General features: G+C 73.7%; 12 protein-coding genes. 5 read left to right on the plus strand and 7 right to left on the minus strand.

Annotated elements, in window-relative coordinates:
- Nucleotides 1-91 precede the first annotated feature (91 nt).
- Nucleotides 92-760, minus strand: coding sequence for an NADPH-dependent F420 reductase (locus ACZ52R_RS25080; protein WP_465754180.1), 669 nt, complete (start codon nucleotides 758-760; stop codon nucleotides 92-94).
- A gap of 114 nt (nucleotides 761-874) precedes the next feature.
- Between ACZ52R_RS25080 and ACZ52R_RS25085 the strand changes: the two genes are divergently transcribed.
- Entirely contained in the window at nucleotides 875-1,297 is a 423-nt protein-coding gene (locus ACZ52R_RS25085) for a winged helix-turn-helix transcriptional regulator (protein ID WP_465620625.1), read from the plus strand.
- 162 nt (nucleotides 1,298-1,459) lie between these two features.
- Here the strand turns inward: ACZ52R_RS25085 and ACZ52R_RS25090 are convergent, their stop codons facing one another.
- The 4 genes from ACZ52R_RS25090 to ACZ52R_RS25105 all read right to left on the minus strand — a co-directional run bounded on the left by ACZ52R_RS25090 (nucleotide 1,460) and on the right by ACZ52R_RS25105 (nucleotide 7,882).
- Nucleotides 1,460-3,103, minus strand: a complete 1,644-nt coding sequence (locus ACZ52R_RS25090; RefSeq protein WP_465620627.1) for a M4 family metallopeptidase — start codon at nucleotides 3,101-3,103, stop codon at nucleotides 1,460-1,462.
- A 495-nt stretch (nucleotides 3,104-3,598) separates the two neighbouring features.
- On the minus strand, nucleotides 3,599-5,725 hold the full coding sequence (locus tag ACZ52R_RS25095) for a protein kinase domain-containing protein (protein ID WP_465620629.1): 2,127 nt from the start codon (nucleotides 5,723-5,725) through the stop codon (nucleotides 3,599-3,601).
- Nucleotides 5,726-5,849: 124 nt separating this feature from the next.
- On the minus strand, nucleotides 5,850-6,839 hold the full coding sequence (locus ACZ52R_RS25100; RefSeq protein ID WP_465754234.1) for an alpha/beta fold hydrolase: 990 nt from the start codon (nucleotides 6,837-6,839) through the stop codon (nucleotides 5,850-5,852).
- A 284-nt stretch (nucleotides 6,840-7,123) separates the two neighbouring features.
- Nucleotides 7,124-7,882 (minus strand): dienelactone hydrolase family protein, encoded by a 759-nt coding sequence (locus ACZ52R_RS25105; RefSeq protein WP_465754181.1) that lies wholly within the window; start codon nucleotides 7,880-7,882, stop codon nucleotides 7,124-7,126.
- 108 nt (nucleotides 7,883-7,990) lie between these two features.
- Between ACZ52R_RS25105 and ACZ52R_RS25110 the strand changes: the two genes are divergently transcribed.
- Complete coding sequence (locus ACZ52R_RS25110; protein WP_465620633.1) at nucleotides 7,991-8,326, plus strand: DUF6191 domain-containing protein; 336 nt, start codon at nucleotides 7,991-7,993, stop codon at nucleotides 8,324-8,326.
- Nucleotides 8,327-8,340: 14 nt separating this feature from the next.
- Here the strand turns inward: ACZ52R_RS25110 and ACZ52R_RS25115 are convergent, their stop codons facing one another.
- Entirely contained in the window at nucleotides 8,341-8,727 is a 387-nt protein-coding gene (locus ACZ52R_RS25115) for a VOC family protein (protein WP_465662356.1), read from the minus strand.
- Between the two features lie 110 nt (nucleotides 8,728-8,837).
- Complete coding sequence (locus ACZ52R_RS25120) at nucleotides 8,838-9,710, minus strand: (2Fe-2S)-binding protein (RefSeq protein WP_465620635.1); 873 nt, start codon at nucleotides 9,708-9,710, stop codon at nucleotides 8,838-8,840.
- Nucleotides 9,711-9,997: 287 nt separating this feature from the next.
- Between ACZ52R_RS25120 and ACZ52R_RS25125 the strand changes: the two genes are divergently transcribed.
- Genes ACZ52R_RS25125 through ACZ52R_RS25135 form a run of 3 tightly spaced genes read left to right on the plus strand, consistent with a single transcriptional unit; the run spans nucleotide 9,998 to nucleotide 13,037 of the window.
- On the plus strand, nucleotides 9,998-10,963 hold the full coding sequence (locus ACZ52R_RS25125) for a FecCD family ABC transporter permease (RefSeq protein ID WP_465620883.1): 966 nt from the start codon (nucleotides 9,998-10,000) through the stop codon (nucleotides 10,961-10,963).
- A complete protein-coding gene (locus ACZ52R_RS25130) occupies nucleotides 10,960-11,994 on the plus strand; it encodes a FecCD family ABC transporter permease (RefSeq protein ID WP_465754182.1) in 1,035 nt (344 codons plus the stop codon). Before ACZ52R_RS25125 ends, ACZ52R_RS25130 begins: the two co-directional genes overlap by 4 nt.
- Nucleotides 11,994-13,037 carry an ABC transporter ATP-binding protein gene (locus ACZ52R_RS25135; protein WP_465754183.1) on the plus strand — a complete coding sequence of 348 codons (1,044 nt, stop codon included), beginning with the start codon at nucleotides 11,994-11,996 and terminating at the stop codon, nucleotides 13,035-13,037. The genes ACZ52R_RS25130 and ACZ52R_RS25135 overlap by 1 nt, the downstream gene beginning before the upstream one ends.
- Nucleotides 13,038-13,066: the final 29 nt, after the last annotated feature.

Consider the following 13,066-nt stretch of genomic DNA (forward strand, 5'->3'; position numbering starts at 1 on the left):
CCACGACCACCTCCACGATCAAGACTTGGAGGAAGCCTGCCGTGCAACGGACGAAGGATCAATTACCCGGACGGGGATCCGAGACGAGCCACTAGCCCTCGTCGTCGGTCGCTCCCGGCGCCAGGGCCGGCGACGGGAAGACCCGGCGCGCCTCGCCGCCCGACCACCAGACGCCGATCGCGAAGACGGCCGTCGCCTCCAGCAGTCCGGCCCGGTCGAGCCCGCCGCAGTGCACCGGCAGGCAGCCCATGGAAGCCACCAGGTCGGCGACCAGCGCGGCGGCCACCGGGTCGTCCGCGCAGTACGGGACGCCGAGCGGAGTGCCGCCCTCGAAAGCGGGCCGCGGCAGGGTCCAGATGCTCTCGTGGCAGATGCCGAACACCTTGGCCACCCGGGCCGCCGGAGCCGTCGAGGCGAGCCGCGCGGCGATGGAGTCGGCGGTTCCCTTCGTGGTCAGGTGCGGGCCGTCCGCGCCCGGGGCCATCGGCACGGTGCAGTCCAGGAGGGTCCGTCCGGCCAGTTCGGCCGCCAGCGGGGCGACCACCGCCACCGCCGCCGCGGCCGGTACCGCGACCAGTACGGCCTCCCCGAACCTCGCTGCCTGCGCCGGGTCGCCGCCGTCCACCGCGCCCATCGCTGCAGCCAGTTGCTTCGCCGCCTCCGGGTCGCGGCCGCCCACCAGTACCTCGTGCCCGGCCCGCACCCAGGCCCCACCGAGGGCCGCCGCCATGGCGCCCGTCCCCAGAATGCCGATCCGCATGTCCACTCCTCGCCATCGGTGCCCGACCGCAGTCGGTGCGAACTTCCGTACCCGGCACGCTAGGCGGCCCGATGCACACCGCCCGGTACGCATCGGTTCGGGCAGGATGGCCGCATGGACACCACGAGCCGCAGCGGCGAGATCGAGAAGGGGGACGGCGAGGAGGCCGACGACCTGGGCGGCGGCGCCTTCGCGGCCGACTGCCGCGCCCGGCTGGCCTTCGAGGTGATCGCCAACCGCTGGGACAGCGTTGTCGTCTACGTCCTCGGCGAGCGGGGACCGATGCGCCCGCGGGCGCTGCTCGACCGGATCGGCGGGATCAGCCCGAAGGTCCTCAACGAGGCGCTACGGCGACTGGAGTACAACGGCCTGGTGGAGCACCGCCGTTACGCCGAGGCCCCGCCACGGGTCGACTACGCCCTCACCGAGGCGGGCGCGGCCCTGCTCGGCCCGATCCGCGCACTCGGCTCCTGGGCCGTCGAGCACGGCGACGCCGTCCTCGCCGCGCAGGAGCTGCACGACATCGGCCGGTCCTGACGTGTCGTCAAACGACAAGAAGCGGCGGGGGCGACGGTGGTCCGCACCCCGTCGCCCCCGCCGCCCATGGCCCTTCCGGCCGGCACCCACGGCCCGGCAGGGCCTCGGTTTCGCCCGAGTCAGGTCAACCCGACTCGATCAGTCCGACCCGGTCGCCCCACCTCAGTTGACGTTGACCGCCGTCCAGGTGGCGGCGACGGCGTTGTACTCCGTGCTGCCCGCGCCGTACAGGTCGGTCGCCGCGCTGAGGGTGGCCGCACGGGCCGCCGCGTAGTCGGTGGTGGACGTGAAGTACGTGGTCAGCGCCTTGTACCAGATCTGCGCGGCCTTGTCCCGGCCGATGCCGGCGAGCGTCGAGTTGTCGTACGTCGGGCTGTTGTAGTTGAACCCGTTGATGCTCTTCGCGCCGCTGCCCTCGGACAGCAGGTAGAAGAAGTGGTTGGCCACGCCGGACGAGTAGTGGACGTCCAGGTTGCCGACGTTGGCGTCCCAGTAGTCGGCGGACTGGCCGTCCCTGCTCGGCTGGTCCATGTAGCGCAGCGGGCTGCCGTCGCCGTTCAGGTTGATCAGTTCGCCGACCCAGTAGTTCGGGGGGTTGGAGGTCAGGTTGGCGTAGAACTCGACCATCGTGCCCATGATGTCGGAGGTGGCCTCGTTGAGGCCGCCGGACTCGCCCGCGTAGTTGAGGTTGGCGGTCGCGGCGGTCACGCCGTGGGTCATCTCGTGGCCGGCCACGTCGAGTTCGGTGAGCGGGGCGGCGTCGCCGCTGCCGTCGCCGTACGACATGCAGAAGCAGTCGTCGCTCCAGAACGCGTTGACGTAGTTGGAGCCGTAGTGCACCCGACTGAGGGCGCCGACGCCGTCGTTGCGGATGCCGTTGCGGCTGAAGGTGTTCTTGTAGAAGTCCCAGGTGGTGGCGGCGCCGAACTGGGCGTCCACGGCGGCGGATTCGCGGTTGGCGGCGGTACCGTCACCGAAGGTGTCGGTGGTGTTGGCGAACAGCGAGCCGCTGCCCGAGGTGCCGTTACTCATGTCGGTGGTGGACTGGCCGCCACGGGTGCCGTCCTTGAGCTGGTACTGCCCGCCGCTCTCCGCGGTGGTCAGCGCGACCTGGCCGACGAAGACGCCCTTGCCGGTGCCGGCGGCGGTCTGCACCTTCTCGTGGGTGGACAGCACCTGGCCGCTCGCCGCGTCGGTGACCAGGACCTGGCTGCTCGGGGTGCCGTCGGCGCGCACGCCTTCGACGGTGGTGCGGTAGGCGAGGCGGGGGTTGCCGTCGGTGGCCCAGACCACCAGTTGGGCCTTGCCGGTCTGGTGGACGTCGGCCAGCGGCGACTGGTCGGCGTCGAGGGTCGCCCCGACGGTGGCCTTGACCGCGCCGGTGGCCTGTGCGGCGGCCTGGTCGGCCGGGACCTTCGGGGTGACGCTCGGCAGGTCGATCCGCGCGGAGACCGCCTTGGAGACCGACTTCACGGCACCGTCGGCCTTCTGGTGGACGACCAGGTCGCCGCCGATCACCGGCAGGCCGGCGTAGGTGCGCTCGAAGCGCAGGTGACGGGTGCCGTCCTTGTCCACCACGGCGTCCTTGGCGACCAGTTGCTCCTTGTCGCCGAGGCCGAGCGCCTTGGCGAGCGGGCCGGCCTGGCCGCTCGCCACCGCGAGCACGGTCGCGTGCTGCTGGGCGGCCTGGGCCTGCGGCGAGGGCGAGGAGGCGGGGGCGGCCTGGGCGGCGGTGCTCACCTGGATCACACCGGTCAGCAGGGCGGTGGCCGAGAGTACGGCGACAGCCGCGAGCTTTCGCTTCACGTGGGAGTCCTTCCGGGAAACCGCGTCTGGGCGCGGTCACGCCACGTCCCGGGGGGCCGGGTCGGCACCTGTGGGGCGGAACGGGCGCTGACGTGCTGAAATCCCGTGCAGTCGAGCGGCTCGCCACCAAGGGTGGGGGTGGGGGCTACCGCTGGGGATGACCACAAGCATGACAATCCAACAGATGAAATGACAGGTCTGCCTCAAGGATTGGCCAGGTCCCGCCACGGGGTAAAGGGTGTTCAAGTGGCAGGCGAATCGGGGCGATTCACCGCATCCTGCGATTCGTTTCCACTCGAACCATGTCCGACCGCCTGCGCGGCAGCCCTTCGCCCGCCGAACGGCCGTCCGGCGGGCGGATTCGATCGACCTGCGATCGACTTTTACATCTGTGTAGAACTTTCCACACGGTCCCTTGACACCCGGGTGGCGAGGGTCCGCCACCCCGCACCCTTGTCCGCGCGCCTGACGACTGCTAGGACTCCTCGGACGCCTTCACTGGAGCCGCCACTCCTGGGCCGTATTGCCGGGGGTACAGGTCACCATGGTGACCGCGTTGCCCGGACCGTTGTTGGTCATGCAGACCGAGTTCATGTAGTCGGCCAGCGTGTACGAGCCCGCGGTGGAGCCGTTGCGGACGGTCCAGTTGGTGAGGTAGCTGAACCCGTTGCTCAACGCGACCTTCCCGTCCGTGGTCTGGACGAGCTGCGGGCCGCCGTTGTTGCAGGCGTTGAAGAGGATCCACGAGCCGGGGTTGGTCGACCGCACCCAGCCGTACTGCGCGGCACCGCCGAGCACGATCGGGTTGTCGCCGTTCAGGTTGTCGTCGCGCATCCCGATCGAACGGCCGTCCTTGACGCTGACGATGGTGCTCCAGCTGTTGCCGCCGCAGGACGGGGGCCGGCTCGGGCTCTGCGGGGCCGCGGTGGTGCCGCCGCCCGTGGTCTGGGCCGGCGGCTGCGGGTTCTGGTTGGCAGGCGGGGCGGGCGGGTTGGCACCGCCGCCGGGCTGGTTCGCCTGGCCGCCACCGGACCCGTTGCCGGACGTGCCACCGGACCCGTTGCCACCGGCCACGTTGCCGGAGGTACCACCGCCTGAGGCCGTGCCCGCACCGCCGGCCCGGCTGCCGCCCGAGGCGCCGCCGGCGTTTCCGGCCTGGCCCGGAACCGGGACGGGGGCCTGCTGCTGGTTCGGGGTGCCGGGCGCCGGCTGGTCGGGGGTCGGGGTGGCCGCCGGGGTGTCGGTCGGCGGCGGGGTGGCGGGCCCGGTGGTGGTCGCGGCGGCTGGGCTGCCGGTGACCGGGTTCGCGGAGACGGTGACCACGACCGTCGGCTGGGCGGCGGGCGGCACGGCCGCACCGGAGTCGCCGGGGCTGCGGTCGACCAACAGGGCGGTGGCGGTGCCCATCGAGATGACGACGGGGATGATCACGGGCACCAGCAGGGCGCGCCGGGACCGGCGCTTGCCGGGCTCGGTCTGCGCCTGCGACTGCACCTTCGCGACCTCGTCCGGCGAAGGGGTGTCACGCATGGCGGGAGCGACCACGGCGCCGGCCTTCGCCGACCCGCCCTTGGCCGGGTCGCCCTTGTCCGACGCGCCCTTGGCCGGGTCGCCCTTGTCCGACGCGCCCTTGCCCGGCTCGCCCTCGGCCGACGCGCCCGCGGGCGTCTCTCGCTCGGCTCGTTCCTTGGGTGCCGCCTCGGCTTCTCGCTTGGCCTCCCCCTCTGCCGCCGAGCCGGTGCCGGGCCGGAGGGCGATCGTCCGGCTGTCGCCCGTGGCGCTCCCGGATCCGACGCCGCCGAGCGCCGCGCGGGCCGCGGCCGCCATCGCGGCGGCGTCCGCGAACCGCTCCTCGGGCTTCTTGGCCAACGCCCTGGCGACCAGCACCCGGACCGCCGCAGGGAAGGCCTCCGGCAGCTCCGGCACCGGCTGGTTGACGTGCTTGAGCGCGATCTGCAGCGGCCCGTCACCGGAGTACGGCGGCTTGCCCACCAGCAGTTCGTAGCAGACCACGCCGATCGAGTAGAGGTCGGTGGCCGGCCCGAGGGACAATCCCTCGGCCTGCTCCGGGGACATGTAGAGCGCGGTGCCGATGATCGCGAACGGGGCGGTGAGCTTGGTGCTGGCGATCGCCCGGGCGATGCCGAAGTCGGTGACGGCCACCCGGCCGTCGGTACGCACCATCAGGTTGGACGGCTTGATGTCCCGGTGCACGATGTCCCGCCGGTGCGCGGCGTGCAGCGCGTCCAGGGCGCCGGCCACCAGGCCGAGGGCGCGCTTCACGGTCATCGGGCCGGTGTCCTCGAGCACCTGGTCCAGCGGACGGCCGTCGATCAGCTCCATGACGATGTAGGCGCAGCGCTCGTCACCGTCCGCACCGCTCTCGCCGTAGTCGTGGACGTGCACGACGCCGGGGTGGTCGATCGCGGCGACCAGCTGGGCCTCCCGGCGGAAGCGCTGGGCGGCGGTGCCGTCCTCGAACAGCTCCGAGCGGAGGATCTTGACCGCCACCTGTCGCGCCAGCACGGTGTCCTCGGCCCGCCAGACCGAGCCCATCGCGCCGCCGCCGATCTTCTCGACCAGCCTGTACCGCCCGCCGAGCACGGTGCCCGCCCCGCTCATGCCCCTGTCCCCCCGTGTGTCGTGACCCTCCCCGACGGGTCGTCGGCACACAGTGTGCCAGAGCGTGTCGTGTCCTCAGCCGCTCGGATGTGCAAAGGAATTGAGCACAACTGCCAGAGCCTTGTCAGACCTTCCGGATGTATCGGGCGTGGTCGGACACCTCCAGCGCGGCCGCGATGACCGCCCTGGGCCGGTCGGCGTGGACGGCATGACCGGCGCCGCGGACCACGATGTGCGTTCCCCTGATGGCACCGGACGCGATCTGCGACTGCAGGGCGGTCCACCGGGAGCGCAGCACCCCGGGCAGCCCCTCGGTCGCGCTCAGCACGGCCACCGGCACCTCGGGCAGCCGCGCCGTGGAGCGGCGGCGCCGGATCTCGGGGGCGGCGACGGTCGTCAGCCGGTTCTCGGCGAGGACGGTCCACCGCTGGTGGTGGTGCGCGACCACGGCCGCCTCGGCCCGGGCGACCGGATCCGCCGCTCCGGGCGAGGAGGGCGCCAGCGCCGCACGGAGCAGCCACATCCGGTTCAGCGCGGCTTCGGCGACGCGGATGGCCGGCGGCTGGAACTCCTCGTGCGCCGGGTCCACCAGGACCAGCCCGGCCACCAGCTCCGGCCGCTGCCAGGCGAGGAGTTGGGCCAGCTGGCCGCCCCAGCTGTGGCCGACCAGGACCGCCGGCCCTGCGTCCAGGTGCCGCACCAGGGCGGCGAGGTCCTCGAGCTGACCGTCCAGGGTCGGAGCTGCGGCCCGGGCCACGGCCAGGCCGGTGGCGCGCCCTGTGGCGCCACCTGTCGCGCGGCCTGTCGCGCGGCCTGTCGCGCGGTGGGGCTCGCTGGCGCCGAGTCCGGCCCGGTCGTACGCCACCACCCGCCCGTGCCGGGCGAGTTCGGGCAGGACGGGCGTCCAGGTGAGCGACGGGGTGCCGCAGCCTGCGATCAGGACCACCGGCGCGCCGCCGCCCTGCCCGGCCTCGACCCAGCGCAACGCCCTTCCGCCGCGGTCGAGTTCGCCCGGCCGCACCCCGCCGGGCGTGCACTCGGCGAATGCCCGCGCGATGGTGTCCTGGACGCTCCGCAGGCCCGGCCCGCTCTGCGTCCCCCGCTTGCCTTGCATGATGTGCACGTACGGCCCCCTGGATCCGTCGCTCGGTCCCGTTCCCCCGATGCCCGCGGTCGTTACCCCGATGCCCAGCGCGACGCGACCCGACTCCTCGTCAGGCACCCGACGTTGCCCGCCGGTCCGCTCCGACGCCCGAACTCCGTCGGTCCGGGCAATGAACCGGAGGCCAACAGATCGGGCGCGGACCGTGCCGGCGGGGCCGGACGCGGCCGGGGCGGGCAGGCGAGCCGGCGGGCAGGTCGGCGGAAACCGGACGCGGGCGGACCCGCGGACGGGCCTCAGGCCGGCAGGACGCGCTTCAGCAGGCCGAGCAGCGCCTCCCAGTGCCGTTCGTCGGCGGCCGCGTCGTAGCGGATGGTGTCGGCCTGGGTGTATCCGTGCAGGGCGCCGGTGTACACCTCGGCCCGGTACCGGACGCCGGCGGCGGTGAGGGCCTCGGCGAGCCGGTCGATCTGCTCGGGCGGCAGCGACTCGTCCTGGTCGGCGTGGCCGAAGTACAGCTCGGCGGTGATCCGGTGGGCGCCCAGGTGCGGGCTGTCAGGGCGCTCGGTGGCGAGGTTGCCGCCGTGGAAGCTGGCCGCCACAGCGATCCGGTCCGGGTGGCTGGCGGCGGTGCGCAGGGCGAGGAGGGCGCCGCGGCAGTAGCCGGTGAGGCCGACCGGGCCGTCCTGGACCAGCGGGGACTCGGCGAACCAGCGCAGGTAGGCGTCCGCGTCGCGCTCGGTCACGTCGGGGGTGAGGGTGGCGAGCAGCGGGATGAGCCGGTCGAAGAGCGCGTCGTCGCGCTCCGGGTCGATGAACTCGGGCAGTTCGACGACCGGCGCGCGGCCGTTCCGGTAGTAGGCGTTGGGGACGAGCACGGTGTACCCGGCCGCGGCCAGGCGGTCGGCCGTGCTCTTCAGATGCGGCCGGAGCCCGAAGGCGTCCATGTAGAGGAGGACGCCCGGGTGGGCCCGATCGTCGTCGGGGTGGGCGAGGTAGGCGTCGGCAGTGCCGTCCGCCGTCCGGATGTTCACGAGGGTTCCGCGCACGGTCATGGTGAGGGCGCTCCTTCCGTTCGTGCGGCAGCGTAACCGGTCGGCGCGGCACCCGATCCGAACGGGCCTTCGGGGAACGCCCCTGCCCCGGTGCGGCGTTGAGCGGACATGGGGTTGATCGTGGGTGTGGTGGCGGCAGTGGCGGCAGTGCTGGGACTGGCCGTGCTGGCGGCGTGGCAGATCCGGGACGAGGCGTCACCGCGTCAGCGGCAGCGCGGGCCCGGGGTGGGCTTCGGCGTCGGCGGGATGGACGAGTTGCACGCGCTGTTCAGCCCGGGAAAGCGGATACAGGTCGAGCAGAAGAAGGAGCAACTGGCGCTGCGGGACGACGCGCAGGCCGGATCACCGCCGCACTTCGGCGTGGACCTGGACCGGGGCGTGGCGGTGCTGCCCGGCGGGACCGGAGACCCTGCGCCCGGCCCGGCGCCGCGCGACGGGAGCTGAACGGGCCCGACCGGTCAACTCCCCCAGGTGCGGGAGCAGAGCACCAGCCGGTAGCCGTCCGGGTCGGCTATCGTCACGCCGAACTCGTCCCAGTACGGGTTGTGGGCCTTGACCCGGGTGCCGCCGGCCGCCTCCAGCCGGGCGACCAGGGCCTCGTCCACCGGCGTGCCGAGGTAGACGACGAACAGGTCGTCCGGCGTCGGGGTGGGCTCCAGCGGCCGCTCCGGGTCGTGGGTGAGTTCGAAGTGCCAGGAGCCGCCGGGCGGGCCGACCATGAGCAGGTCGTGCTCGCCGGACACCCGCTCGGTGGTGCGCCACAGCACGTCGAGACCGAGGCCGCCGACATGGAAGCGCTCGGCCGCCGCGAGGTCGCGCGAGGGGCGGGCGATCCGGACCCGCATGGTGGAATCGATCACGCGGGTGACCATAGCCGATGCCACTGACAACGAACCCCGGTGCGCCGCACGGTTGCGGACGGTCCGTCAGGGCCGCCAGGGATACGGCCGGGCCGTCAGAGCCGTTGCAGCCGTTCCTCGTCGGTGGTGCGCGGGCAGGTCAGGCAGGCGACGGCCTCGGGCTTGACCGCGTAGTAGAGGCAGCAGCCGAGCCGGGTGCGGGTGTGGTGGGCCCGCCCGTCGGGGGTGCGCAGGCGGCGGAAGTCGGCGGCGCCCGGGAGCGGCTGGGTGCCGCCGGGCAGGACGGCCTCGGCGGCGGCGACGGCGGCGTCCTCCGCAGCGGCTTCCTTCGAGGCAGTGTCCTTCGAGGCGGCGCTGTCCGCCTCGCCGAGCATCCGGCCGAGGTACCAGATGGCGGAGGCCAGATCGTCCGTCACCATGCCCCAGAGCGCCCGGTCGCGGCGCCGGGTGGGCCCGGCGAGCGCCGCGAGCACCGGCTCGACGTGCGCGACCACGGCGGCCCGCAGTTCGGCACGGAGCTCGTCGTCGCCGGGGAGGGTCACGTGACCGCGTGGACGCAGCGCGAGCGCGCCGGTGGGGGCGTGCAGCCAGAGGTCGGCGGGGTCGACGACGGGGACCCGCCGGGCGAGGTGCCAGGGGCCGGCGACGATCAGGCAGGTCGACCAGACGTAGTGGTGCAGCAGCCGGGAGGCGGTGACGTGCGGTCGCGGGGCGCGGCCGTGCTCGGCGGCGATGCGGTCCTCCTCGCCGGCCAGGACGGCGGCCAGCGCCCGTTCGTCGGTGGCGAGTTCGGCTCCGGAGTACCAGCCGTCGGCGGCGCGCGGGGCGGGCTCGGCAGCGTCGAGCAGGCGCAGCTCCAGCACCGGGCACAGCTCCAGCAGCCGCCGGTAGTCGCCGACGAGCGCGGTGGACGCCGCGAGCGGCAGGGCGCCGCGAGGCACGACGGGCAGGGGTGTTCCGGGAACCATCGACACTCCCGAGATCGATTCCGTATGATCGATTAAGGTGAGGCTCACCTTACAATGCCTCATGTCGCTCGGCGACCACGCAGGACCTCGCCGATCGACACATTGATCCGGCACGCCGGATCGGTCGGGGGGCAGTCGGGGGGTCAATCGGGACCGGTCGGGGGCAAACGAACCCCGCCTTGACGAACTTAGGTAAACCTAACCTAAGATATCGCCTCGTGCTGAGAACCGAACCGTCGGCCTCCACAGCCCCGGCGACGCCTCGTGCCTCGGCGGTCCGGCAGCCCTTGCTGCTGGCCGCCGGCGTGTGCGCGCTCGTGCTGTGTGCGGCCCTGAGCCTGGCCCTGGGCTCCCGATCCATTCCGCTGTCCGCCGTCGTCGACGCCCTCACCGGCGCCGCCCACGGCGGTGACGCCGATGTGGTGACGGGCCTTCGGGTCCCGCGCACGCTCATCGGGCTGGCCGTCGGGGCCGCGCTCGGCGTCGCCGGGGCGGTCGCCCAGGGCGTCACCCGCAACCCGTTGGCCTCCCCGGTCACCCTCGGCATCAACGCGGGCGCGAGCCTCGCCGTGGTCGCCGCGATCTACGTGCTGGACCTCTCCCGGCCGGTCGAGTACGTCTGGTTCGCCTTCGCCGGCGCGGCTGTCGCCGCCGTCGCCGCGTACGCGATGTCCCGGCGCGGCGGGGACCTGGACCCGGTCCGGCTCGCGCTCGGCGGCACCGTACTCACCGTGGTGCTCACCTCCTGGACCTCGGCGCTGATGCTGGCCAGTCACCGCACTCTGGACGAGGCCCGGTTCTGGCTGGTCGGCTCGATCGCCGGGCGGCACCTGGACGCCCTCACCCCCGTCCTGCCCTTCCTCGCGCTCGGTCTGGTCGGCGCCCTCGCCATCTCGCCCGCGCTCAACGCGCTGGCCCTCGGTGACGAGACCGCGCAGTCGCTGGGCGTGCCGGTGGCCCGGATCCGGGTGGCCGGGGGGCTCGCCGTCGTCCTCCTCGCGGGCAGTGCGGTGGCCGTCGCCGGGCCGGTGGCGTTCATCGGACTGGCCGCCCCGCACCTGGTCCGCCCGCTGCTCGGCAACGACCACCGCTGGCTACTGCCCGGCTGTCTGATCGCCGGTCCGCTGCTGCTGCTCACCGCCGACGTGCTCGGCCGACTGGTGGTCCGCCCGTCCGAGATCGAGGTCGGCATCGTCACGGCCTTCCTCGGCGCACCGCTGCTCGCGGTGCTGGCCCGGAAGGTGGCCCGGTGACCGCGCTCCTCCTCCCCGCCCGGGCCCTCGCCCGCCGCCGGACCCGTACCGCCGTCTGGTCGCTGGTCGCCGCCGCGCTGCTGGTGCTGCTGACCGGGGTCGCGCTCGGCACCGGGCAGGTCGGCATCCCCGTCTGGGACGCGCTGCGCGCGCTCGTCGGACAGGGCGATCCCGGCAACGTCCTGGTGGTGCAGCAGTTCCGCGCGCCCCGCGTCGTCTCCGCCCTGATCGCGGGCGCCGGACTGGCGATGGCCGGCTCGATGCTGCAGCGGCTGTTCCGCAACCCGCTGGCCGCCCCCGACACCATCGGCATCACCGGCGGCGCCTCCTTCGGCGCGGTGCTGATGCTCGCCACCGGCGCCTCCCAGCAGCTGATCCCGCTGGCCGCGGTCGGCGGCGGGCTGCTCGCGGCGCTGCTGCTCGGCGGCTTCGCCTGGCGCTCGAAGATGGCCGTCACCCGGCTGGTGCTGGTCGGCCTGGCGGTGCAGCAGGGCCTGGCCGCCGCCGTGAACCTGATGATCGTACGGTTCCCGGCCGAGCTGGCCTCCTCGGCGCTGCAGTGGACCACCGGCTCGCTCTACGGCCGCAACTGGACCGAGGTGTGGATCGGCGGCTCCGCCATCGCGCTGACCGCCGTCGGCGCCCTGCTCTGTCAGCGGCGGATCGCCGTGCTCGACCTCGGCGACGACTCCGCCGGCAGCCTCGGCCTCAACCCGGCCCGCGACCGGCTCTGGCTGCTGCTGCTCACCATCACCCTCGCCTCGCTGGCCGCCGCCCTCACCGGGCCGGTCGCCTTCGTCGCGCTCGCCGTCCCGCACCTCGTCCGGCTGCTCGCCGGGCCGCCCACCCTCGGCACGCTCGGCCTCACCGCGCTCACCGGCGCCGTGCTGCTGCTCTCCGCCGACCTCCTGGTGCTCCACGTGATCCCCGTCCACGGCCTGCCGGTCGGTGCCGTCACCGCCACCCTCGGCGCGCCCTGGCTCCTGGTGCTGATGATCCGCCAGGGCCGGCTTCCCCAGAGGAGCAGCTGATGACCTCCGTCGAGACCTCCACCGCGGCCATCGCCGTGCCCGCCGCCGCAACGTCCCCGGAGACCTCCGCCGTGCCCGCTGCCGGGACCTCCCCCGCGACCTCCGCTGTGGCCGCCGCCGTGCCCGCCGCTGTGCCCGCGAACCGGCTGGCCGCCCGGGGCCTCGGCCTGCGCTACGGCGACCGCACCATCGTCGAGGGGCTCGACCTCGAACTGCCCGGCAACGCCGTCACCGCGATCGTCGGACCGAACGCCTGCGGCAAGTCGACGCTGCTGCGCGGGCTCGTCCGACTGCTCGACCCGGCCGCCGGCACCGTCACCCTGGACGGCGCGGACATCCACCGGATGCCCGCCCGGGCACTCGCCAAGCGGATGGGCCTGCTTCCGCAGCAACCGGTCACACCAGAGGCAGTCACCGTCGAGGCGCTGGTACGGCTCGGACGGTACCCGCACCAGCGGATGCTCAGCCCGTGGTCCAAGGCCGACCAGGCCGCCGTCGAGGAGGCGCTGGAGCGCACCGGCACCGCCGAGCTGCGCGACCGGCAGGTCGACCGACTCTCCGGCGGGCAGCGTCAGCGGGTCTGGATCGCGCTCGCGCTCGCCCAGGAGACCGACCTGCTGCTGCTCGACGAGCCGACCACCTTCCTGGACCTGCGTCACCAGCTCGACGTGCTCGACCTGGTCGCCGACCTGCACGCCGAGGCCGGACGCACCGTCGTCATGGTGCTGCACGACCTCGGGCAGGCCGCCCGGTACGCCGACCACCTGGTGGTGCTCAAGGACGGGCGGCTCGCGGCCGCCGGTCCGCCGTCGGAGGTGCTGACGGCCGAGCTGGTGGAGACCGTCTTCCAGGTGCCGTGCCGGATCGTGCCCGACCCGGAGACCGGCACGCCGCTGGTCGTGCCGCGGGCGCGGAATCGGGCACGGAATCGGGCACGGTGCTCCGGTGCCGCCTCCGGTGCCGCCCCCGCTGCCTCCACCGGCTCCACTTCCTCCGCTGCTTCAACTGCTTCCGCTGCGTCCGCTGACTCCGTGGCGCCCTGAACTTCCCTCACCCGTCCCCCCGTTCGACC

This window comes from Kitasatospora sp. NPDC034023, from assembly GCF_055575795.1.